Origin of the sequence: uncultured Thermomonas sp., from assembly GCF_937872235.1 — a bacterium.
Lineage (GTDB): Bacteria > Pseudomonadota > Gammaproteobacteria > Xanthomonadales > Xanthomonadaceae > Thermomonas > Thermomonas beijingensis.
The window spans coordinates 1-22,647 of record NZ_CALMPC010000054.1; the positions used below are offsets into that span (position 1 = coordinate 1).

23 protein-coding genes are annotated in these 22,647 nt (G+C 62.2%); 16 read left to right on the forward strand and 7 right to left on the reverse strand.

What is annotated here, in order from left to right:
- The first annotated feature begins 138 nt into the window (after positions 1–138).
- Complete coding sequence (locus QWB57_RS04275; RefSeq protein WP_288968486.1) at positions 139–1,131, forward strand: PA2928 family protein; 993 nt, start codon at positions 139–141, stop codon at positions 1,129–1,131.
- A gap of 24 nt (positions 1,132–1,155) precedes the next feature.
- On the opposite strand, the gene QWB57_RS04280 is transcribed toward QWB57_RS04275, so the two are convergent.
- Positions 1,156–1,635, reverse strand: a complete 480-nt coding sequence (locus QWB57_RS04280; protein WP_288968487.1) for a tRNA (cytidine(34)-2'-O)-methyltransferase — start codon at positions 1,633–1,635, stop codon at positions 1,156–1,158.
- A 118-nt stretch (positions 1,636–1,753) separates the two neighbouring features.
- On the opposite strand from QWB57_RS04280, the gene QWB57_RS04285 reads away from it, so the two are divergent.
- From QWB57_RS04285 to QWB57_RS04305, 5 genes are all read left to right on the forward strand, one after another.
- A complete protein-coding gene (locus QWB57_RS04285; protein ID WP_288968488.1) occupies positions 1,754–4,591 on the forward strand; it encodes a pitrilysin family protein in 2,838 nt (945 codons plus the stop codon).
- A gap of 101 nt (positions 4,592–4,692) precedes the next feature.
- Entirely contained in the window at positions 4,693–4,998 is a 306-nt protein-coding gene (locus tag QWB57_RS04290) for a DUF4156 domain-containing protein (RefSeq protein WP_223629378.1), read from the forward strand.
- A gap of 119 nt (positions 4,999–5,117) precedes the next feature.
- Positions 5,118–6,134 carry a 3-oxoacyl-ACP synthase III gene (locus tag QWB57_RS04295; RefSeq protein ID WP_223629379.1) on the forward strand — a complete coding sequence of 339 codons (1,017 nt, stop codon included), beginning with the start codon at positions 5,118–5,120 and terminating at the stop codon, positions 6,132–6,134.
- A 37-nt stretch (positions 6,135–6,171) separates the two neighbouring features.
- Positions 6,172–6,531 carry a hypothetical protein gene (locus QWB57_RS04300; RefSeq protein WP_288968489.1) on the forward strand — a complete coding sequence of 120 codons (360 nt, stop codon included), beginning with the start codon at positions 6,172–6,174 and terminating at the stop codon, positions 6,529–6,531.
- Between the two features lie 174 nt (positions 6,532–6,705).
- Entirely contained in the window at positions 6,706–7,608 is a 903-nt protein-coding gene (locus QWB57_RS04305; protein ID WP_223629381.1) for an alpha/beta fold hydrolase, read from the forward strand.
- 15 nt (positions 7,609–7,623) lie between these two features.
- On the opposite strand, the gene QWB57_RS04310 is transcribed toward QWB57_RS04305, so the two are convergent.
- Positions 7,624–8,004 carry a YkgJ family cysteine cluster protein gene (locus QWB57_RS04310; protein ID WP_288968490.1) on the reverse strand — a complete coding sequence of 127 codons (381 nt, stop codon included), beginning with the start codon at positions 8,002–8,004 and terminating at the stop codon, positions 7,624–7,626.
- Between the two features lie 127 nt (positions 8,005–8,131).
- On the opposite strand from QWB57_RS04310, the gene oleC reads away from it, so the two are divergent.
- The 9 genes from oleC (at position 8,132) to QWB57_RS04355 (ending at position 17,088) form a co-directional block, all read left to right on the forward strand.
- Positions 8,132–9,793 (forward strand): olefin beta-lactone synthetase, encoded by a 1,662-nt coding sequence (gene oleC, locus QWB57_RS04315; protein ID WP_223629454.1) that lies wholly within the window; start codon positions 8,132–8,134, stop codon positions 9,791–9,793.
- A complete protein-coding gene (gene oleD, locus QWB57_RS04320; protein WP_223629383.1) occupies positions 9,790–10,794 on the forward strand; it encodes a 2-alkyl-3-oxoalkanoate reductase in 1,005 nt (334 codons plus the stop codon). The genes oleC and oleD overlap by 4 nt, the downstream gene beginning before the upstream one ends.
- A gap of 26 nt (positions 10,795–10,820) precedes the next feature.
- On the forward strand, positions 10,821–11,459 hold the full coding sequence (locus tag QWB57_RS04325) for an SCP2 sterol-binding domain-containing protein (protein ID WP_223629384.1): 639 nt from the start codon (positions 10,821–10,823) through the stop codon (positions 11,457–11,459).
- A complete protein-coding gene (gene ubiB, locus QWB57_RS04330) occupies positions 11,456–13,108 on the forward strand; it encodes a ubiquinone biosynthesis regulatory protein kinase UbiB (RefSeq protein WP_223629385.1) in 1,653 nt (550 codons plus the stop codon). The genes QWB57_RS04325 and ubiB overlap by 4 nt, the downstream gene beginning before the upstream one ends.
- 60 nt (positions 13,109–13,168) lie before the next feature.
- A complete protein-coding gene (locus QWB57_RS04335; protein WP_288968492.1) occupies positions 13,169–14,146 on the forward strand; it encodes a cation diffusion facilitator family transporter in 978 nt (325 codons plus the stop codon).
- A gap of 76 nt (positions 14,147–14,222) precedes the next feature.
- Positions 14,223–15,275 carry an NAD(P)-dependent alcohol dehydrogenase gene (locus QWB57_RS04340; protein WP_223629387.1) on the forward strand — a complete coding sequence of 351 codons (1,053 nt, stop codon included), beginning with the start codon at positions 14,223–14,225 and terminating at the stop codon, positions 15,273–15,275.
- Positions 15,272–16,015, forward strand: a complete 744-nt coding sequence (locus tag QWB57_RS04345; protein WP_288968494.1) for a pseudouridine synthase — start codon at positions 15,272–15,274, stop codon at positions 16,013–16,015. Before QWB57_RS04340 ends, QWB57_RS04345 begins: the two co-directional genes overlap by 4 nt.
- A gap of 21 nt (positions 16,016–16,036) precedes the next feature.
- Entirely contained in the window at positions 16,037–16,450 is a 414-nt protein-coding gene (gene arfB, locus QWB57_RS04350) for an alternative ribosome rescue aminoacyl-tRNA hydrolase ArfB (protein ID WP_223629389.1), read from the forward strand.
- Between the two features lie 53 nt (positions 16,451–16,503).
- Positions 16,504–17,088 carry a 1-acyl-sn-glycerol-3-phosphate acyltransferase gene (locus tag QWB57_RS04355; RefSeq protein WP_223629455.1) on the forward strand — a complete coding sequence of 195 codons (585 nt, stop codon included), beginning with the start codon at positions 16,504–16,506 and terminating at the stop codon, positions 17,086–17,088.
- A gap of 51 nt (positions 17,089–17,139) precedes the next feature.
- Here QWB57_RS04355 and QWB57_RS04360 read toward each other — a convergent pair whose 3' ends face one another.
- Positions 17,140–17,712 carry an NADPH-dependent FMN reductase gene (locus QWB57_RS04360; RefSeq protein WP_288968496.1) on the reverse strand — a complete coding sequence of 191 codons (573 nt, stop codon included), beginning with the start codon at positions 17,710–17,712 and terminating at the stop codon, positions 17,140–17,142.
- Between the two features lie 78 nt (positions 17,713–17,790).
- Positions 17,791–18,807 (reverse strand): low-specificity L-threonine aldolase, encoded by a 1,017-nt coding sequence (gene ltaE, locus QWB57_RS04365; RefSeq protein WP_288968507.1) that lies wholly within the window; start codon positions 18,805–18,807, stop codon positions 17,791–17,793.
- Positions 18,808–18,907: 100 nt separating this feature from the next.
- Between ltaE and QWB57_RS04370 the strand changes: the two genes are divergently transcribed.
- On the forward strand, positions 18,908–19,246 hold the full coding sequence (locus tag QWB57_RS04370) for a zinc ribbon domain-containing protein YjdM (protein WP_223629391.1): 339 nt from the start codon (positions 18,908–18,910) through the stop codon (positions 19,244–19,246).
- Between the two features lie 32 nt (positions 19,247–19,278).
- Here the strand turns inward: QWB57_RS04370 and QWB57_RS04375 are convergent, their stop codons facing one another.
- From QWB57_RS04375 to QWB57_RS04385, 3 genes are read right to left on the reverse strand one after another with little or no spacing between them, the layout of a single operon-like run.
- A complete protein-coding gene (locus QWB57_RS04375) occupies positions 19,279–20,211 on the reverse strand; it encodes a BadF/BadG/BcrA/BcrD ATPase family protein (RefSeq protein ID WP_223629392.1) in 933 nt (310 codons plus the stop codon).
- 4 nt (positions 20,212–20,215) lie between these two features.
- Positions 20,216–21,376, reverse strand: coding sequence for an SIS domain-containing protein (locus tag QWB57_RS04380; RefSeq protein ID WP_288968498.1), 1,161 nt, complete (start codon positions 21,374–21,376; stop codon positions 20,216–20,218).
- The gene (locus tag QWB57_RS04385; RefSeq protein WP_288968499.1) at positions 21,363–22,637 is read right to left on the reverse strand and encodes a D-tagatose-bisphosphate aldolase, class II, non-catalytic subunit; all 1,275 of its coding nucleotides are present in this window, start codon (positions 22,635–22,637) and stop codon (positions 21,363–21,365) included. Before QWB57_RS04385 ends, QWB57_RS04380 begins: the two co-directional genes overlap by 14 nt.
- Between the last annotated feature and the right edge of the window lie 10 nt (positions 22,638–22,647).

Genomic DNA, 22,647 nt, shown 5'->3' on the forward strand with positions numbered 1-22,647 from the left:
CTTACGCTTGGCCCTGAAAGCGGTACCTTTGGCCAGGTGTTGTCCGCTTTAGCGCCAGCCCGGCGTACAGATGTCTAAAAGCACCAAAGGAAAGCCAGCACGATGATGGGCACGCACCAATCCCTGCTCCGCCATTTAGTGTTCATTGCATGCGCAGCGCTGCTGGCCGCGTGTTCGCACATCGGCCGCCAAGTGCCGACGGTGTTCCAAGGCAAGTTCAGCCCCAGCGGCAAGTACTACGCGTACATCTACCAGAGCGTGTTCATCTTTTCCTATCAACGCACCGGCGGTCGTTCCGTCAGCAATGGGTCGCTCACCTATTACCTGCAAGTCGTCGATTCGAGCACCGGTCAGAAACTGCTGGCCAAACCGCTGAAGCCGCGGGAGTTCGATTGCACGTATCCGCAGCTCGGTGCTGTGAGTGAGGCGCATGTACTGATCGCATGTTCCAATAGCAAGGGTCAAGCGCAGGCTCCGTTCGTGTTCTCGATCGCTACACAGCAAGTCACCCTGACGGGCAAGGCCATTGCCGAGCGTAACCCGGCGCTGGGCGGCGTCCACGGTACCGATTTCTATCGTAGCCGCGAGCAGCTGAGTGCCTTCATCATGGAAGCCAGCGATGGGCGCAAATACCAGCTGAACCCGGACAGTGGCACCGCGCAGCCGGTCACTGGTGACTTCGAACGGCTGGATATCGACGATCCGCTTCGCGGTGAATTGCCCAAGAGTCTGCGCGAAGCCGGGGACGGGCGACGCTACATTGAGGTGGCAGCGCGCGGGCAGTCACGGCGGTCGACGGAAGATTTTCTCAGGCCCAAGTATTTGATGCTTGGCCATGACACCGAGGATCACTTCTCGCCGGCAACGCAAGTGGATGGTGGTTTTCTGGTGTTGTCCAACACCGTGAAAGACAGCGGCCAGCACAAGCTGCTGTCGCTGGTGGATGCCGCCACGTTGGCCACCCGCTGGAGCACGCCGCTGCCGCAGCAGCGCGGCGACTGGGCCAACGGGTTCGATAACGAGCAGTTTGTGCAGCAGGGCAATCAACTGTTGGTGGCGAACTCGTCGCAACTGCTGCGGATGGATCTGCTGACTGGCCAGATCACGCGCAATGTGGATTTGGTGGATTAAAGACGGATGCGGCGCGGCTTGGCGTCAGGCGCAGCCATCAAAACCCTGCTGTCGCCACGCTTCAAACACCATCACCGCCACCGTATTGGACAGGTTGAGGCTGCGGTTATTGGGCCGCATCGGCAGGCGCAGGCGTTGACTTGCCGGGATGTCGTCCAACACATCGGCGGGTAAGCCGGCGGTTTCGCTGCCGAACAAAAACACATCGCCAACGCGGTAGGTGGGGCTGTCGTAGCGCACCCGGCCACGGGTGGACAGTGCGAACACGCGCGGCGCGCTGCTTTGGCTGGCTGCAATGGCGGTCAGTGCGGCGGCCAAGTCGTCGTGCACCTGCATCGGAGCGTATTCGTGGTAGTCCAGCCCGGCGCGGCGCAGTTGCTTGTCATCGAGAGCAAATCCCAATGGACGCACCAAGTGCAGCTGCGCGCCGGTATTGGCGCACAGCCGGATCACGTTGCCGGTGTTGGGCGGGATCTCCGGGCGATGCAGGATGACGTGAACCATGCGTGCATTGTAGAGCGTGGGCGCTGGCGTGACTTTTGTCTGCTGCAGGCAATCAAGGATGGCAGCTATCATTGCAGGCTCACCGCGTCGTTCGTGACGCCCATTACAGGAGTTGCCGATGTCCATGCTTCGTCCCGCCGCGCTGGCGTTTGCCCTTGCCACCGCGCTGTCAGCCGGTACCTATGCCCCCACCGTGCAAGCGGCCAACGCACCGGCGGTGGATATCAAATACGAAAGTTTCACGCTTCCCAACGGCTTGCGCGTAGTGGTGCACACCGACCGCAAGGCCCCGATCGTGGCGGTCAACGTGTGGTACCACGTGGGCAGCAAAGACGAGCCGGCCGGCCGCACCGGCTTTGCCCATTTGTTCGAGCACCTGATGTTCAACGGCAGCGAAAACGCGCCCGGCGAGTTCTTTGCCCCGTTCAAGGACATCGGTGCCACCAACCAGAACGGCACCACCAATTCCGACCGCACCAACTATTTTGAAAACGTGCCGACCACCGCGCTGGATACTGCGCTGTGGATGGAGTCCGACCGCATGGGCCACCTGCTGGGTGCGATCGACCAGAAGACCTTGGACGAGCAGCGCGGCGTGGTGCAAAACGAGAAGCGTCAGGGCGAAAACCAACCCTACGGGCAAGTGTGGGACGAGCTGGGCAAGATCATGTACCCGGCTGGTCACCCTTACCACCACAGCACCATTGGCTCGATGAACGACCTCAACGCGGCCTCGCTGGAGGATGTGAAGACTTGGTTCAAGACCTGGTACGGCCCGAATAACGCGGTGCTGGTGCTGGCCGGTGACATCGATCTGGCCACCGCCAAGGAAAAGGTGAGCAAGTTCTTTGGTGATATTCCCGCAACACCCACTATGACCCAGCCGAAGGTGGATGTGGCCGCGCACACCAGCAATTCGCGCAGTGAAATGACCGACACGGTGCCGCAGTCGCGCATCTACCGGGTATGGAATGTGGCGCAGTACGGCACCCCGGATCTGGACCGCTTGCAATTGCTGGCGCAAATTCTGGGCGGCGGCAAATCGTCGCGCTTGGAGAGGCGTCTGGTACATCAAGACAAACTGGTGGACAGCGTCAGCGCCGGTGCCTACGGCTCGCAGTTGAGCAGCACCTTCATGATCACTGCTGCCGTCAAGCAGGGCGTGGACGTGGCCAAGGTCGAGGCGGTCATCGACGAAGAATTGAATAAATTGTTGAAAGACGGTCCCAGTGCCGACGAAGTGACGCGCAATCGCACCGCCACCGAAGCCGGTTGGATCCGTGGCGTGGAGCGCATTGGCGGGTTTGGCGGCAAGGCCGATGCGCTGGCCGAATGCGCGGTGTTCATGGGCAATCCTGGCTGCTTCCGCGACAGTCTGAAAACGCTGGCCGAAGCCACCCCGGAAAACCTGCGTGCCAGCGGCAATGCCTGGTTGGGCGCGGGCAAGGGTAGCCACACCTTGGTGGTGAACCCGGGCAAGCGCGTGGCGATTACCGAGGAGGCCACGGTCAAGCCGACCCCGTTCAATACGCCCAAAGTGGATGCCAAGTACAAGACCACTGCATCCACGGTGAACCGCAGCAAGGGCGTGCCGATGCCGACCAGCTTCCCGAAGTTGGTGTTCCCGGCGCAGCAGCACGCTACCTTGCGCAACGGCACCAAGGTCATTTTGGCCGAGCGCCATGACATCCCGGTGGTGCAGATGAGCTATGACTTCCGTGGGGGCGCTGCAGTGGATCCGGCCGACAAGCCGGGCATGGCCAATTTCAGCATTGGCCTGCTGGATGAAGGCGCTGGTGATTTGGATGCACTGGCATTTGCCGATCGCGCGCAGGCGCTGGGTGCCACGGTGGGGGCCAGCGCTGGCCTTGACAGCAGCAGTGTCTATTTGTCAGCGTTGAAGCAGAATCTGGAGCCGTCGATGGCGCTGTATGCCGATATGCTGCGCAAGCCGCGTTTCGAGCAGGCCGACATCGACCGCGTGCGCGGCCAATGGATTGCCGGCATCAAGCAAGAAAAAGCCAATCCCAATGGTTTGGTGCGGCGCGTCCTGCCGGGCTTGGTGTATGGCGCGGGACATCCGTATGCCAACCCAAGCAATGGCACCGAGGCGGCGATTGCAGGGCTGACTCGCGCCGACATCCAAACCTGGCATGACACCGCCCTGCGCCCGCAGGACGCCACCTTGGTGGTGGTGGGTGACACCACGTTGAAGGAAATCCTGCCATTGCTGGAAAAGCAGTTTGGCGATTGGCAAGCGGCCGGCAAACGCAGTGCTGCAGCAGCGATCCCGATGGCGGCGGCACAGCCCAAGGCACGTGTCTTCATGATCGACCAGCCCGGCGCCGTGCAGGCCAATATCGTGGCCGCAGAAACCCTGCCGTCCAGCAACGATGCCAAGTCGGTGCAGTACGACATGGCCAATATGGTGATCGGTGGCGACTTCACCGCACGTTTGAACATGAATCTGCGTGAAGACAAGCACTGGTCATACGGTGCCGGTAGTGGTGCCGGTAGTGCGGTGGGGCAGCGCTTGTGGCGGGCCAGCGCACCGGTGCAGATCGACAAGACCGGTGAGGCGATGGCGGAAATGCAGCGCGAACTCGGCGATTACACCAGTGGCAAGCGTCCGGCCAGTGCCGAGGAAGTGGCCGGCATGAAGAAGGTGCTGACCTTGACGTTGCCGGGTGCCTACGAAACGGCTTCGGCGGTGATGAATACCATTTCCAGTAATGCCCTGTATGGCCGTCCGGATGATTACGTGTTCAAGCGCAGCGCCGAGATCGAGGCCATGACCCCGGAACAGGTGAACGCTGCGGCCAAGGTGTTGGCCAGCCAAGCACTGACGTGGCTGGTGGTCGGTGACTTGTCCAAGACCCAAGGCCCGGTGGAGGCACTGAAGCTGGGTGAAGTCACCGTGCTGGATGCCGATGGCAAACCGGTGGTGAAGAAGTAAGCATGCCTTGAAGTAGACATGCCGTTCATCCTGTTGCACCGAAAGCCCGCCACACTTGGCGGGCTTTCTTTTGCCGATGCCGAGACAATCCGATGCCCGTGATGCGAGTGATCCTGCTGTCCTGTGCCGTACTGGCGTTGCCCGCATGTACCTTCGTCAAACTAGCGCCGGGGGCCAAGCAGGTACAGGTGTTGAGCCGTGCCCCCAGTGCGTGCGAAAGCCGTGGCGAGGTCGCGGTATCGATCACTCATAAAGTTGGTTTCTACGAGCGCAATGACACCCAGGTGCGTGATGAATTGGAAACCTTGGCTCGCAACGAGGCCCCCGGGTTGGCGGCCAACCGCATCAGCCCGCTCGGTCCGCCACGGGATGGTGAACAGCGCTGGGCGATGTGGCGCTGCAGCTGAGGCAGCCGGGGCCAACGTTGATGGGCCGCACAAAATTTCAATACGTAAGCGTATGGTCGTGAAACGCGCTATCCTGTGCGGTTCCGGCACCGCGTTGGTGCCTGTGCGAGTGTCTGCCCATGCTGTTTCAACGTGTTGCCATTGCCGGTTTGGCCCATATCGACGCCCCGCGTCGCTTGAGTTCGGATGAGATCAACCTGCGCCTGAAGCCCACGCTGGATCGGCTGGGGATCAAGATCGACGTGCTCGGTGATATTGCCGGCATCCACGCCCGTCGCCTATGGGATGGGGAAGTGCTGGCCTCGGATGCAGCCACCTTGGCCGGTGTGAAGGCGCTGGGTGATGCCGGTATCGACCCGGACAAAGTAGGGCTGCTGGTCAATACCTCGGTCAGCCGTGATTATCTGGAGCCATCAACGGCATCCATTGTCAGCGGCAACCTCGGTCTGCCCGACACCTGCCAGAATTTCGATGTCGCCAATGCGTGCCTGGCCTTCATCAATGGCATGGATATTGCCAGCCGCATGATCGAGCGTGGCGAAATTGACTACGCACTGATCGTGGATGGTGAAACCGCCAATCTTGCCTATGAAAAAACGCTGGAGCGCATGATGCGCGACGACGTCACCGAAGATGATTTCCGCAACGAGCTGGCCACCCTCACCCTGGGTTCCGGTGCTGCCGCCATGGTCTTGGCACGCGCCGAATTGGCTCCCGGCGCACCCCGCTACAAGGGCGGCGTGACGCGCGCGGCCACCGAGTGGAACAAGCTCTGCCGTGGCAATCTCGACGGCATGATCACCGATACCCGCATGCTGTTGATCGAAGGCGTGAAGCTGGCCACCAAAACGTTTGATGTGGCCAAGCAGAAGCTGGGCTGGGTGGCCTCCGAGCTGGACGAATACGTCATCCATCAGGTCAGCAAAGTGCACACCGCCGCGTTTACCAAGGCAATGGGCATTGACCCCAAGAAAGTCATGACGATCTTTGGTGAACACGGCAACATCGGCCCGGCCAGCGTGCCGATTGTGCTGAGCAAGTTGCGTGAAATGGGCCGCCTGAAAAAAGGCAGCCGCATTGCCCTGCTGGGAATTGGCTCCGGCCTGAACTGTTCGATGGCGGAAGTGGAGTGGTGAGGGGGCGCCAGATCTGCACAACACACTGCGGGGCAAAATGAATTCGGGGATCAGTTTCAACGACAGCCAAGTGCAGGAGCACAAACATTCCGGGCTGGGGGTGGCGGCATTTGTCATCAGCCTGTGTGTGGGTTTGTTGCAATTCATTTTGATCGTCACGGCGGGTGTGATAGAGGCCGCGTCCGAAAGCGGGATGGATGAGAATTCGCCCGAGGCACTGGTATTAGGGGCCGGGATCATCGGTTTACTGCTGGTGGATGTATTGGCCATCGGGCTGGGTATTGGTGGCGTGGTGCAGTCCAACCGCAAAAAAATCTTCGCGGTGCTGGGTATTGTGTTTGCGGCAATCACTATCGTGCTGACGGTCGTGTTGATGATCCTCGGGAATTTGATGTAGTGCCGGCATTGACCGCTGCATCTACTTGCCCACTGTGTGGCACGCAGGTTTATCTGTTTTGCGAAGATCGGCGCGGCGTTATTTTGCGTGACCACACTGCGGCCTGACTTGTTTGATGCAGCGCCACGTTGCGCATGGTGCGGCCTGATCGCAACAGCCCAGTACAATATGCGCATGCAATTTCCAGATTATCCATTTACGCCGCAGCGCTTTGCCGCGCGCCCCGGCATCAGCATGTCCTTCCTTGATGAGGGGCCGCGGGATGGCGAGGTTATCGTCATGCTGCACGGCAATCCGTCGTGGAGTTATTACTGGCGGCATCTGGTGTTGGGGCTGCGCGACAGCTACCGCTGCATCGTGCCCGACCACGTGGGCATGGGCCTGAGTGACAAGCCCGATGACGCACCTTCAGCATCGCCGCAGTACGACTACACCTTGCAGTCGCGGATTGAGGATGTGGATGCATTGCTCGCGCATCTGGGCATCACCGGGCCGGTGACGCTTGCGGTGCACGACTGGGGCGGGATGATCGGGTTTGGCTGGGCGCTGCGTGACCCGATGCGGATCAAGCGGCTGGTGATCACCAATACCGCTGCCTTCCCGTTGCCCGGCAGCAAGCGGTTTCCGCTGCGGCTGGCGATGGGGCGCGACTCGCGTTTGGGCGGCTGGCTGATTCGCCGCTTCAACTTGTTTGCACGCGGCGCGGCGCGCTTCGGCACGGTGCGGGCGCTGCCCAAGGACGTGCGTGCAGCGTATGCCGATGTGTACAACGGCTGGGACAAGGCGATTTCCACCCTGCGCTTCATGCAAGACATTCCCCTGCACGCGGGGGATCGCGCCATGCCTGTGGTGCAGGCCAGCGCGCAGGCGCTGGCAAGCTATGCCGATCGCCCGGTATTCATCGGTTGGGGGCTGCGGGATTTTGTGTTCGACAAACATTTTTTGGCCGGCTTCCGGCGTGCGCTACCGCGTGCACTGGTGCGTGAGTTCGACGATGCCGGTCATTATGTGATGGAGGACAAACACGAAGTCCTGGTGCCAGCGATTCGGCGCTTTTTGGACGCCAATCCATTGTGAATGAAGCACGCTGAGTCAAAGCTGCGGCAGCGGATTTTTATCGGCCTCACTCACATCAATCCAGTCGTCTGCTGCCAACACCGGCAAACCATGTGCCACGCGTGCTTTGTCGCACTGCGCACTGCTGGCACCAAACTCCCAGCTGGCTGGCACCAAGGCGCAAACCGATGGTCGCCGGTCGTGGATCGTGCAGCGGCTATAGCGGCCGATGTCGGCATCCAGTGCGATGCAGCGCGGTTGCACTTGCGAAGTACCACGCATCACGCGCTCGTGGGTACGCAGAGTCTCGGTCAGCTCCGACGGCACCACCCCGCCCAGGGCAGGGTCGGCTTCGGACCAATGAAAGCTGACCCGGAAATAGGCACAACAAGCGCCACAGCTGAGACAGGGATGCATGGAATGCCGAGCCTTATCCGGCCAGTGACGGGAACAGGGCGCGATTTTTTGCCGGATTCGCGTTGCATGCAAGTGTTTTCGACGCAATTGGGCGACAATCTGCAGCGATCATGCAACCATGCTGCCAATGCAGTCCTCCGTCACACGTAATATCGCCGCTGCGCTGCCGCGCTTGGCATTGGCCACGCCAGAGCAAGCGGCAATGCGCACGCCGGGGCGTTTGGGGCGCTATTCCAAAGCTCTGAGTTACGCCCAGCTGGATGCACGCAGCGATGCCATTGCCGCAGGGCTGGGCAAGCGCGGCATCGCGCGCGGCAGCCGGGTGGTGGTGATGGTGCGGCCCACCCCGGAGTTTTTCCTGCTGATGTTTGCGCTATTCAAGCGCGGCGCAGTACCGGTGTTGGTGGATCCGGGGATTGCCAAGCGCGCGTTGAAGCAATGTTTGGATGAAGCACAGCCGCAGGCATTTATCGGCATTCCCTTGGCGATGTTGGCCAAAAAATTATTGGGCTGGGCCAGCTCTGCGCATGTGCGAATTACCACCGGGCGCAATGCATGGTGGGCCGATGCCACCTTGGCGCAGGTGGAGGCCGAAGGTGCGGGTGCAGGCCCGCAGTTGGCCGCCACTGGCGGCGATGAGGTGGCGGCGATCCTGTTCACCAGCGGCAGCACCGGTGTGCCCAAGGGCGTGGTGTATCGGCATCGGCATTTCATCGCACAAATTGAAATGCTGGGGAGGGCATTCGGGATTGAGGCCGGTGGTATTGATCTGCCCACCTTCCCTCCATTTGCCTTGTTCGATCCCGCACTGGGCCTGACCAGCATCATTCCCGACATGGATCCCACGCGTCCTGCCAAAGCCAACCCACGCAAGCTGCACAAGGCGATCACCCGGTTTGGTGTCACCCAGTTGTTTGGCTCGCCGGCCTTGATGCGGGTGCTGGCCGAATATGGCGAATCCCTGCCCAGTATCCGGCGTGTCACCAGTGCCGGCGCGCCGGTGCCGCCGCAGGTGGTGCAGCGCATGTTGGAGCTGTTGCCGAAGGATGCCCAATTCTGGACACCCTACGGTGCCACCGAATGCCTGCCGGTCGCGGTGATCGAAGGCCGTGAATTGCTGGCCCTGCGCAGCCGCACCGAAACCGGTGCCGGCACCTGCGTGGGACGACCGGTAGCACCCAATGAGGTGCGCATCATCCGCATCAGCGATACCGCGATTGCACATTGGGACAACAGCTTGCAAGTGGGCGCCGGCCAAGTGGGCGAAATTACAGTGGCCGGGCCCAGTGCGACCGACAGTTATTACAATCGTGATGCGCAGACAGCGTTGGCCAAAATCCAGGAGACCTTGAGCGATGGCAGCACCCGTATCGTGCATCGCATGGGGGACTTGGGTTGGTTCGATGCAGACGGCCGGCTCTGGTTCTGCGGGCGTAAATCACAACGCGTGGTGATGGACGAGGTGACCACCCTGTGCACGGAACAGGTCGAACCGTATTTCAACACCCGCCCGGATGTTGCGCGCACCGCACTGGTGGGCGTAGGCGAAGCCGGCAAGCAGACACCCGTGCTGTTGTTCGAGCTCAACACGGGTAGCCGTGCAAATCCCGTCGAAGTGGCCGATGAACTGCGCTATATCGCCAATGGCTTGGTGCACACCGCCAAGATCAGCCACTTCCTGCATTACCCCAAACCGTTCCCGGTGGATATCCGCCACAACGCCAAAATCAGCCGCGAGAAATTGGCGGTGTGGGCGGCGAAAAAATTGCGAATCAAACAAGCACAATGAAGGTACTTGTTACTGGTGGCGGTGGATTTCTTGGCCAAGCCCTGTGCCGCGGCTTGCTGGCGCAAGGTCACGCTGTGGCCAGTTTCAGCCGCAGCCGGCATGCAGGGTTGGATGTGCTGGGGGTGCGCCAGTTGCAGGGCGATTTGGCAGACCCTGACGCCGTGCAGCAGGCCTTTGCCGAAGGTTTCGATGCCGTGCTGCATAACGCTGCCAAGGCCGGGACCTGGGGCAGTTATGCCAGCTATTTCAGCGCCAATGTGCTGGGCACGCGGCATGTGATTGCCGCGTGCCGCACGCATGGCATCGGCAAGTTGGTACACACCTCCACGCCTAGCGTGGTGCATCGCGCCACCCATCCGGTGGAAGGCTTGGGTGCCGATGCGGTGCCCTATGGCGAAGGCGTGAAGGCGCATTACGCCGCCAGCAAAATCATTGCCGAGCGCGAAGTACTGGCCGCCAACGATGCGCAACTGGCCACCATTGCACTGCGTCCGCGCCTGATCTGGGGGCCGGGTGACACCCAGATTCTGCCGAAGCTGGTGGCGCGCGCACGCAGTGGGCGGCTGCGCTTGGTGGGCGATGGCAATAATTTGGTGGATACCACCTACATCGACAACGCGGCGCAGGCGCATCTGGATGCGCTGGCGGCCTTGCAGCCGGGTGCGGCTTGCGCCGGCAACGCCTACTTCATCAGCAATGGCGAACCATGGCCATTGCGTGAGGTCTTGAATGGCTTACTGCGCGCCGCCGATGCGCCGCAAGTGCATGCCACGCTGCCATTTCGCTTGGCGTATGCACTGGGTGCGTTTTGCGAAGGGGCGTGGACGTTGCTGCCCCTGCGCGGTGAACCGCCGATGACGCGCTTTCTGGCCGAACAACTGAGTACCGCACATTGGTATGCCATGGCGCCGGCCACCCGCGATTTTGGCTATGTGCCGCAGGTGAGCATGAATGAAGGCTTGGCGCGGCTGCGGGCCGCCTTGGTCGCGGGCAAGGCGTAGCGCGTTCCCACCGCTACAATGCCGGCATGACTGGATTGCCCTTCAATTGGAAACAGCCAGCCGGCAAAGCGCTGGAAATCGCGCTGAATCACACGCTGGCGTTGGATACGGATACCTGCGCAGGCCTTGCGGCACTGGATGGGCAGCGGGTGGCACTGACGCTGACCGCGCCTCCGCTTGCGCTGCAAATCACGGTGGCCGGTGATGCTCTGCGCGTAGGCCCGGTGGATGCCGATGCCGAGCCGGATCTGGGCGTGCGCAGCAGCTTGGGCGGCCTGCTCCGGCAATTGCCGATGTTGCGCAGCAATCACGCGCCGCCGGTGGGCAAACTGCGTATCGAAGGGGATGCTGAACTGGCGCGCCGCCTGCAGAAGTTGGCGCAAGGGTTTGACCCCGATTGGCAATTGCCCTTCGTCAATCTGTTTGGCGAGGTGCTGGGCGTGCAAATTGCCAAGGCGGTGCGCGCTGCGCTCAAGCAGGCACAGGTGGCGGGCCGCAATCTGGCAGAAACCACGGCTGAGTATTTGACCGAAGAAAGCCGCGACGTGGTGCCACGCGCTGAACTGGATGCGTTCCATGATGATGTGGACGCACTGCGCGATGACGCAGAACGGATTGCCGCAAAAATCGCACGCCTGCGCCGCGAGCGAGGATTGCCCGCATGAAGGCTGCGCTGCGGGCCTGGCGCATTGGTCGCGTGTTGTTGCGCTATCGGTTGGATGATTTGCTGGATGACACGCCCGCAGAGCGTTGGCTGAAGTTGATGCGGCCGTTTGTACCGCGTGCATCGCGTGAGGTGGCGGCGATGTCGCGGGGCGCTCGCTTGCGCTTGGCCTTGCAGGAATTGGGGCCGATCTTCGTCAAGTTCGGGCAGATTCTTTCCACACGCCGGGATTTGGTGCCGCCCGATATCGCCGATGAATTGACCCAATTGCAAGACCGGGTGGCACCGTTCGATGGGAGGCAAGCGCGGATCTTGGTGGAAGCCGCATTGGGCCGCAGCATTACCGATGCGTATGCCAGCTTCGACACCACCCCGCTGGCCTCGGCCAGCATCGCGCAGGTGCATGCCGCCACCCTGCACGAGGGGCGCGAGGTGGTGGTCAAGGTGCTGCGCCCTGGCATCGAAAAACAAATCGCGGCGGATATCGCTCTGCTGAACAACGTTGCCGCAGTGGTGGAGCGCGCCCACCCCAGCGCCGACAAAATCCGCCCGCGCGAAATCGTGGCCGAGATCCAGAACACGCTGGCCGCCGAACTCGACCTGCAACGCGAAGCCGGCAACGCCAGCCTGCTGCGCCGCAATTGGCAAGACTCGGCGGACTTGTACGTACCGGAAATCATCTGGTCGCATACGGCCGAGCGCGCAATGACGATGGAGCGCGTGCGCGGCATCCCATCCGATGACGTGAAGGCGCTGGACGCCGCCGGCATCGACCGCAAAGCCTTGGCGGCCAAAGGCGTGCGGGTGTTTTATCAACAAGTGTTCCGCGATAATTTTTTCCATGCCGATGCGCACGCCGGCAACATCTGGGTGGATGCCACGCGCAAAAGCGATCCGCGTTTCATCGCGCTGGATTTCGGCATCATGGGCCAGCTCTCCAGCGAGGATCAGTACTACCTTGCGGAAAATTTCATGGCGATCTTCAATCGCGACTATCGCCGCATCGCCGAGTTGCATGTGCAGGCTGGCTGGATGCCGGCACATATCCGCATTGATGAGCTGGAGGCCGCCGCGCGTGCGGTGTGCGAGCCGTACTTCACCCGGCCGCTGAGTGAAATTTCATTGGCCGAAGTGCTGGTGAAATTGTTCCGCACTGCGCAGCGCTACGAATTGACGCTGCAACCGCAGCTGATCCTGTTGCAAAAAACCTTGCTCAATATCGAAGGCGTGGGCCGCCAGTTGGACCCGAACATCGACATTTGGGCGGTGGCAAAACCCGTTCTGGAAACCATCCTGCGCGAGCGCTACAGCCGCAAGCGCCTGCTGGGTGAATTGCGCAAGCGGATGCCGGAGTTGATCACCCGCGCCCCCGACATGCCGCGCCTGTTGCATGCGTGGTTGCAGCAGCAAGTGGATGGCAGTCATCGGCTGGGCATGCACTCGGCCGATGTGCGTGAAATCGCACAGGTGTTGAAGGCGATGCAACGCCGCATCGTGTCCTCGATCCTCGGGATGGGCCTGCTGATCGTGGCGGTGGTGTTGTACGCGATGGATGCCGGCGGGCCGAAGGTGCTGGCGCTGCCGGTATCGACGTGGATTGCGGGCCTGGGTGGGCTGTGGGCGCTGTTGGCGGCGTGGCCGCGGCGATGAAATTGTGTACGGCCTGCGGCATCGTTAAGGTGCCGCAGCCATCCACCACGAATCCTCCCCATGGGCACCGCGCATTCGCACCACCACAGCAACCACGACGCCCACACTGCGTCTCACGGCCACGCGCACGCGCATGACCACGGCGCGCCGGGGCACAGTCATGTGCCGGCGGTGATCAAGCATGAAAAACCCTTGTGGATTGCCTTCGGGCTGACCTTCCTCGTCTTGCTGGTGGAGGTCGCCGGTGGCCTGCTGGCCAACAGTCTGGCGCTGCTCTCGGATGCGGCGCACATGATGACCGACGTGGCCGCGCTGGGGGTGTCGTTGTTTGCCGTGCGCATGAGCCGGCGACCGGCCGATGCGCGTCGCAGTTATGGCTATGCGCGGATGGAGGCGATTGGTGCGTTGATCAATTCCAGCCTGTTGTTTTTGGTCGCCGGCTACATTTTGTGGGAGGCGATCGGGCGCTTTCGCAATCCGCAAGAGGTGGCCTCCGCCAGCATGTTGATCGTGGCGGTGGTGGGGTTGCTGGCGAACCTTATGTCGATGAAATTGCTGGCCGCCGGAGCCGGCGAAAACCTGAATATGCAAGGCGCGTACCTAGAAGTGTGGAGCGACATGCTGGGCTCATTGGGTGTGATCGCCGGTGCCGTGGTGATCCATTTCACCGGTTGGACCGTGGTGGACCCGATCGTGGCGGTGTTGCTGGGGTTATGGGTATTGCCGCGCACCTGGGTACTGTTGAAGCAAGCCGCGCATGTGTTGATGCAGGGTGTGCCTGCGGGGTTGGACATTGATGTGTTGCGTGATGCCATGCAGGCGGTGCCGGGCGTGGCGACGGTGCATGATTTGCATGTGTGGGCGTTGGGCTCGAAAGAACCCATCCTGACTGCGCATGTGTTGCTGCAAGATGGCAGTGTCGATGCCGATGGCGTGCGTGCAAACGTGGCTGACGTCTTGCAGGAAGCGTTCAATATCGAACACGCCACCTTGCAGATGGAAGTCAGCCATTGCGGCGGCGGGAAATTGCACAACTGAGGGCCCCAGGCACCGCTGCAAATGGCAGTTGACCAGCGTATCGTGCGGATTCCTTTCTTTGCCTTGCGGTGATGCCATGACCACCCACGCATTCGGGGCCCATGCGGCCGACCAACCCATCGTTGCGATTGATATCGAGCGCCGCGCACCGGGGCCGCAGGATGTGCAGATCGACATCGCCTATTGCGGCGTCTGCCATTCCGATTTGCACACGGTGCGCAGCGAATGGCCGGGCACCGTGTACCCGTGCGTGCCGGGGCACGAAATCGTGGGGCATGTCAGCGCGGTGGGCGCGGACGTCACTGCGTTCAAGGCGGGCGATACGGTGGGCGTGGGCTGCCTGGTGGACAGCTGCCGCACCTGTGCTTCCTGCGAGGAGGGACTGGAGCAGTATTGCAGCAAAGGCATTATCGGCACCTACAACAGCCCCACCGCCGATGCGCCCGGCCACACGCTGGGTGGCTATTCGCAGCGGATCGTGGTGGATCAGCGTTTCGTATTGCATGTGCGTCACCCAGGCGAACAACTCGCCGCGGTCGCGCCGCTGCTTTGTGCGGGCATCACCACCTACTCGCCCTTGCGGCACTGGGGTGCGGGGCCGGGCAAGAAGGTCGGTATCGTGGGTATCGGCGGGTTGGGACATATGGGCGTCAAGATCGCGCATGCGATGGGCGCACAGGTGGTGGCGTTTACCACCAGCGAATCCAAGCGTGCCGAGGCGCATCGCTTGGGCGCCGATGCCGTGGTGAACTCGCGTGATGAGGCGCAGATGCAAGCGCACGCCGGCAGTTTCGATTTCATTCTCAATACCGTGGCCGCGCCGCATGTGCTGGATGGCTTTATCCATCTGCTCAAGCGCGACGGCACGATGTGCCTGGTCGGTGCACCGGCCTCGCCGCACCCCAGCCCGAATGTGATGGGTCTGGTATTTGGCCGCAAAGCCATTGCCGGGTCGTTGATTGGCGGCTTGCCGGAAACCCAGGAGATGCTGGATTTCTGCGCCCGGCACGGCATCGTGGCCGATATCGAAATAATCGACGCGCAAGCCATCGACGTCGCGTACGAGCGTATGCTCAAGAGCGATGTGAAATACCGCTTCGTGATCGACTGCGCCACGATGGGCGCATGAGTGAAGCAGCCCCGTTCACGCCAGCCGCCGCGGCACACGCACTGCCGCTGGACGTGTTGTATGCCGATGCGTTTTTGGCAGTGGTGAACAAGCCGGCTGGCTTGATGGTGCATGACAGTGCGTTGGCGCGCGGCGAAACCGACTTCGCCGCGGATCGTTTGCGCAAGCAATTCGGCAAGCCTGTTTTTTTGGTGCACCGGCTGGACCGCGCAACCAGCGGTTGCCTGCTGCTGGCGTTTGATCGCGACACCGCCTCTGCGCTGGGCAAGACGCTGATGGCGCATGATGTGGAAAAAGACTATTGGGCGATCTGCCGGGGCTGGCCGGCCGAATCTGCATTCACGGTGGATTACCCGTTGGATGGCGGTCCCGGCAAGCCGCACAAGAAACCTGCGGTTACCCGGTTCTCGGTGTTGGCACGCTGCGAGCTACCGCTGCCTTCGGCGGGCTTTACGACTTCGCGCTATGCGTGGCTGCGGGCCGCGCCGCAGACCGGACGCTTTCGGCAAATTCGCCGTCACCTCAAACACATGTTCCATCACCTGATTGGCGATTCCAGCCACGGCGATGGCCGCCACAATCGCAATTTCCGCATGCAGGGGATGCACCGCATGTTGTTGCATGCGCAGCGCTTGGCGTTTACCCATCCCCACACGGGTGCGTACGTGGAAGTATTTGCGCCGGTGGACGCCGAATTTGGCAAGGCGCTGGCGCTGTTTGCGGCCGCGCCCGCGGCGTGAGCTTGCCCCTACAATGGCCGCATGCAGATTGGCCGCATCACCATCGTTGATGACGAATTGAGCGAACGCTTCGTGCGGGCGTCGGGGCCGGGTGGGCAGAACGTCAACAAGGTGGCTACCGCGGTGGAATTGCGTTTCGACGTGGCTGGCTCGCCGTCGTTGCCGGAACCGGTGCGCATGCGGCTGTTGGCCAAGCGCGACCGCCGGGTCACCAGCGAGGGCGTGTTGGTGATTGCCGCGCAACGTTTTCGCACGCAAGAACGCAACCGTGAAGATGCGCGCACGCGCCTGGCGGCATTCATCGAAAGCGGTCTGCACGCGCCCACGCCGCGTATCGCCACCAAGCCCAGCCGTGCCTCCAAAGAGCGCCGCTTGGGTGACAAGCGCGGACGTGCGAGCATCAAGCAGGGGCGGACCGGGCGGAGTTGGGATTGAGCGAGATAGACAAGCAGCAGGTGGTGCTGTCACTGCCGCCAAACGTGCCCAAAATGCCGCGCTACCGGCTTGCCCAGTGGTTGGGGCGCAGCGTGTTGCGGCTGGGCGGCTGGCGCATGCAGGGCGCGCTGCCGGACATCGCCAAGGCGGTGTTGATTGCCGCGCCGCATTCGTCCAACTGGGATGGCGTGTGGGGCATTGCCGCCAAATTGGCGATGGGCATCCGGTTGTCGATCCTCGGCAAGCACAGCTTGTTCAAGATTCCACTGATGGGGCCGTTGCTGCGTTGGCAGGGCGTGATTCCGGTCAACCGCAGCGCACCACAGGGCGTGGTCGAACAAGCCGTGGCCGCGATGCAGGCCAGGGATCAGATTTGGTATGCCATCGCGCCGGAGGGTACCCGCAAACCAGTGCAGCGGTGGAAGCCGGGCTTCTGGCACATCGCGCACGCGGCGGGTGTGCCGGTGGTGGTGGCCGCGTTTGATTACCCAAATCGCTGCATCGTGATCGGCCCCGCCTTCGAATTGAGCGATGACATGCCCACCGATATCGCCCGCCTGCAGCGCTGGTATGCGCCGTTCAAGGGGCGCAAGCATGATGTGGTGCAGGCCCGGCAATCGGGCGATGGCGAGTGCTGAACTGCAGTCATCCCGGCCAGCGGGCGTGGTCGATTGGTCCGCCGCAGGCACTCAACTTTCGCGCGGAAGCACCGTTAGTACGCGCTGCACAAAGAGCGCATATTCCTGCATGTACTTGCGCAGGAAATCAGCAGTGCCGGGGTTGCTGATATTGCCGTCATCGTCGATCAGGTCTGGTGTGGTTTGCAGATAGACCTCCATCGTATTCATCAGTGGTGAGTTGCAAAAACACAGCACGCTGCGTAGATGCTGCTGTGCCACCGCGGTGCCGATCGAGCCGGGGGAGGTGCCCACCACGCCCGAGGGTTTACGGCTGAAGGCGTTCTGGCCCCACGGCCGACTGGCCCAGTCGATGGCGTTTTTCAGCGCACCAGGAATGGAACGGTTGTATTCGGGGGTAACAAACAGCACTGCATCGACATCGGCAATCGCCTGTTTGAACAGGCGCGCAACGTCGGGGTAGTCGGCGTCGTAGTCGTAGCTGTACAGCGGCAGTTCGCCAATCCGGATTTCATGCAGTTGCAGCTCTGGTGGTGCCAGCTTGGCCAGCGCCTTGGCCAGCTTGCGGTTGATCGATGATTTGGCCAGGCTGCCCACCAAATAACCCACTTTGTACGTGTGCATTGCGCTGCTCCTGCAGGATGGGGGCACACCATGGCATGGATCGAGTTACGTTTGCGAGAATGCGCGGTGCCCGCTTTGTCAGCGGGTGAAGAAGTCAGCGAATGCCGCCACGGTGCGTTCGATACCGGCATCGTCCACGTCCAGATGGGTCACCAGCCGCAGGGTCGGCAGGTAGCCGATGCTGATGCGGATGCCGGCGGTGCGCAGGTGCGTGTCGAGTGCGCGCAGGCGTTCCGCCGGCACATCGATGAACACCATATTGGTGTGCTGGCCCAGCAGGGTAAGGCCGTCGATCTTGCCCAGGTTGTCGGCCAGTTGTGCGGCGCGTGCGTGGTCGTCGGCGAGACGTGCAACATGCTGATCCAGCGCGTGCAAGCAGCCCGCCGCCAACATCCCGGCTTGTCGCCAGCCGCCACCGCAGACCTTGCGCCAGCGGCGTGCTTTCCCGATCAAGGCGGCACTTCCCACCAGTACCGATCCCACCGGTGCACCGAGGCCCTTGGACAGGCAAATGGAAACCGTATCGAACTGCTGCGCAATCTCGCGGGCGGGTACCTTGCAGGCAATCGCCGCATTGAACAAGCGCGCACCGTCCAGATGCAGGCCCAGTCCGTGCGTGCGTGAAAACGCGCGCGCCTGGCGCAGATAGTCCAGCGGCAGTACACGTCCGTGCCAGGTGTTTTCCAGGGCCAGCAAGCGCGTACGCGCAAAGTGCGGATCCACCGGTTTGATGGCGGCCGCCACACGCTCAAGCGGCAGCGAGCCGTCGTCGGCTTGCACGATCGGTTGCGGTTGGATCGAGCCCAATACGGCCGCGCCACCGCCTTCGAATTTGTAGGTATGCGCGTCCATGCCCACGATGTATTCATCGCCACGCTCGCAGTGGGCCAGCAACGCCAGCAAGTTGGACTGCGTGCCGCTGGGGACAAACAGGCCGGCCTCGAAACCCAGATCATCGGCCAGCCGTTGTTGCAGGCGGTTGACCATGGGGTCTTCGCCATACACATCGTCGCCGACTGCGGCCGCGTGCATCGCCGCACGCATTGCCGCGGTGGGTTGGGTGACGGTGTCACTGCGCAGGTCGATCCAGTCCAGCGTCATGTCTTCATCCGCAAACGGGTTTGGGGTGCCAAGGTTAGGCCGAAATCGGGCAAGCGAGTAAAATGGCAGACCCCCACACGCCACCGGCTACCTCATGACCACGCTGCCACCTTGCCCGCAATGCAATTGCGAATACACCTACGAAGACGGCGCGCAATGGGTCTGCCCGGAATGCGCGCATGAGTGGATGCCCGCTGATGCGGGCGCCGATGACGCTGCCAACATCATCAAGGATGCGGTGGGCAATGTGTTGGCCGATGGCGATACCGTCACCGTGATCAAGGATCTGAAGGTGAAGGGCTCATCGTTGGTGGTGAAGGTGGGCACCAAGGTGCGCAATATTCGCTTGGTCGATGGTGATCACGACATCGACTGCAAGATTGATGGCATTGGCCAGATGGGGCTGAAGTCGGAGTTCGTGAAGAAGGCTTGAGGCGTTCGGCATTCACCATTCGCCATGCCCGCTTAGCGTGATGTCGCCAACCGCATCGCATACAGCGCCGCGCCCATCTCGGGGCTGTGCAGCGGTGGGCGCAGATCAAACCGTGTGCATGCACGATGCAGGGCTGCGCGTAGCGGGGCAAGCAATAATTCGCCGGCATGAAACGCGCCGCCGGAGTACGACACCGACACGGGTTCCGATGGGGTAAACCCGAGTGCTGCGCACAGTGCGATCGCAATTTGCGCGAGCTCGTGGCCGGCGTCCTGGTAGATGCGTTGCGCGTGGGCATCGCCCGCCTGCGCAGCGTGCGCAACCAGTGGCGACAGGCATGCGATCTCGGTGCGCGACCCCACGCCTTCGCCATACACCTGCGCGCACAAGTCCAAGTCGCGGGTCAGTTTCAGGTAGTCATTCACGATGGTGTGCAGCGGACCTTTCGGCAGTCGGCCATCACTCATTTTCGAGTACACATTCAGGCCGCGCACGGCGATCCAGTAGGCGCTGCCTTCATCGCCCAGCAGATCGCCCCAGCCGCCGGCGCGTGCGCCATTGCCGAGGCGTTGGCCATAGCCCATCGAGCCGGTGCCGGCGATCAGGTTGATGCCATCTGCGCAGGCCAGTGAGCCGGCCCAGCCGCAAATCATGTCGTTGTCGCAGTGGTAGCGGGCATGCCCAAGGATGCAGGCGGGCAAGGCTTCCAGCTGGCTGGCGATAGCCGCATTCTCGCCATACGCGGGGAGTCCAAAAAAAGCCCAGCTGATGTCGCTGGCGGCCACCCCGGCGCGGGTCAAGACCTGTGCGATACCTGCTTCCAGCACATTGGCAGCGCCGTCCAGCCCCACTTGCGGGAAATAGGTGGTGCCCAGTTCGGCCCGCGCCAGCGGCACGGCGTTGGCATCCACCAGCAAGAAGCGGGTCTTGGTGCCGCCGCCATCGATGCCAAGGAAGCAGGCCATGCGCTTACGTCTCCAAGGAATACAGCCGCACGCCTTGCACCACCCGGTTCACCATCCCCTGCGGGTTGGGGTTGTCGGGCGATAGCCCCAGCGCACGCGACACCAGGAAGGCATACAGCTGGGCAATGGCGATGCAGGGAAACACCAGATCAATATCGGCGGTGTTTGCCGAGGCGGGAATCAGCAGGCTGTCTTGCGCGTGCGCATCACGCAGGTGTGTGCTGATTTCGATGACGCGTGCGGCCAGCCCATCGCGGCGCAATTCGTCGATCAGATCCAGATCGTATTGGCGGGTATAAGCCGCGTTGGAAACGAATACAAACACCAGTGTATTGGTGGTAATGAAGGTTTTGGGGCCATGCCGAAACCCCAGCGGCGTGTCGTAGCAGGTGGCCACCGCGCCGTTGCTGAGTTCGCCCAATTTCAGTGCGGCCTCGCGTGCCAGCCCTTGCAGCACGCCGCTGCCCAAATACACCACGCGGTCGCAGGCCAATGCCACCAAGGCTTGCAGCGGGGCACGCGTGCTGATCAGCGTGCCCGCGGTGGCCTCGGCCAAAGCGGTGTTGCGGGCATCCGATATCGGTGTGGGGCTGAGCGCGGCCAAGGTGGCAGACAACATGCAGCTGAAGCTGGATGTCATCGCAAAGCTGGCGTCGTGGGTGGCTTCGGGCAGCTGCAAGGTCATGGCCTGGCGTAGCTGGAGTTTGCCGAGTTTGCCTTCTGGATTGCAGGTGACAATCAGATGCCGCGCCACGTCTACCTGTTGTTCCACCAGCGTCACCGCAGCCAAGCTTTCCGGGCTGTTGCCCGAGCGCCCAAACGAGACCAGCAGTAGCGGTTGTGTCGCATCCAGATGGAGCTGCGGTGCGCTGACCAAATCGGTGGTGGCCACTGCGTCCACGCGGGCGGCCAATTGCCGGTCCAGCAGCGGTGCCAGTATCTGCCCGATATAGGCCGACGTACCGGCACCGGCCAATATCACCCGTGCATCGGGGTTGTGGGTGATCGGCGCGCAGAAGGCATCCAGTTGCGCTTTCAGCGCCGCCACCAGCGCGTGGGTGGCTTCCAGCATGCGCGGCTGCTGGGCGATTTCGCGTGCCGTATGCAGCGCGCCGCTGGCCGCCAGCGTGGTGCGGTCGATGCCGAAGAAGTCAGTGGCAGGCATGCAGGTAATCATCCAATACGGTGTCGATATGCGCCATCACCAGCGCGTCCGGGGTGTTGCTGATGCGGCCCTCGCGCAGGGCGAGCAGGGCATGTGGCAGGTATTGCCCAATCAGTGCCAACGGCGGCGGGTTGCTGCGCAGCGTATCGAAGAGTTGCAAGCGGGCGCGCTCAATCGCCGTGTCTGGCCAGTAATAGCGGATGCGGTCACTGAGACTGTATTGCAGGTCGATGTGCAATTGCTCGCCTTGTGCGTGGTAGTAGCGCTGCCAGTACTTGGGTTCGGCGTGCAGGCGGGTGAGTGTGGTGGCACGCAGATGGGCGCGCTGTGTATCGGCAATCCACTCGCGCTCAATCGCATCCAGTGCCCACAAGGCTTCGCGCAAGGCAAAGGTCAGCCCGGGGCCTACTTTGAGAATGGCGAAGTGGTCACGCACCAGTGCCTGGAGCGCGGTGCGGGTTTGGTAGTCGGTGGAATGCGCTTCAAACACCATGCCCGGCTGGCGGGCAATCGCCGCACTCAATGCCTGCGCGTTGGCGGGGGCATAGGCGATCACGTTGTGATGATCGAATTCCACGCCCGGCTGCACCACCGAGGCAATCACCCGCATCCACGCAGCCTCCAGCCCGGCGGCAAGGAAGGCGGCGCGATGGGCTTGGATCGTCGCTAGTGCTGCGTCTGGCGTGGTGACGGCCAGCCCATCGATGGCTTCGGTGGCGCCACCAGGGACCGGCACTTCGGTGCCGATCACATACACCGGTGCCGGCCCACCCGCCTGCGGATAGGCCGCTTCTGCCGCCCGGCACAGGCGTACGGCGCGCTGCACGATGATGGCTTCGGGCAGTGGCGTGGGGTCGTCGGCGCAGGCCATCGAGCAATCCAGATGCAGCTTGCCGAACCCGGCGCGGGCATACCCCGCGATCATGGTCTCGGCCTTGGTCATCGCGACTTCGGCAGGCAGCGCTGTCCACGGGTTGGGGCCAAGGTGGTCGCCACCCAGCAGGATGCGTGCGGGATCAAACCCCACCTTGCGCGCAATGCCATGCACAAAGCGCACGAAATCAGCCGGGGTCATGCCGGTGTAGCCGCCGTCCTGGTTGACCTGGTTGCAGGTGGCTTCAAACAGCACAAACGGCAGGTCATGGCACCGGGCATGGCGCAACGCAGCCTCGATCACCAGTGGATGTGCCGAGCAGATTGACGTCACACCACAGGTGATGCCTTGTTGGTGGCGTGCAATCAGTGATTGCAAGGGGTGCATGACCGCCCTC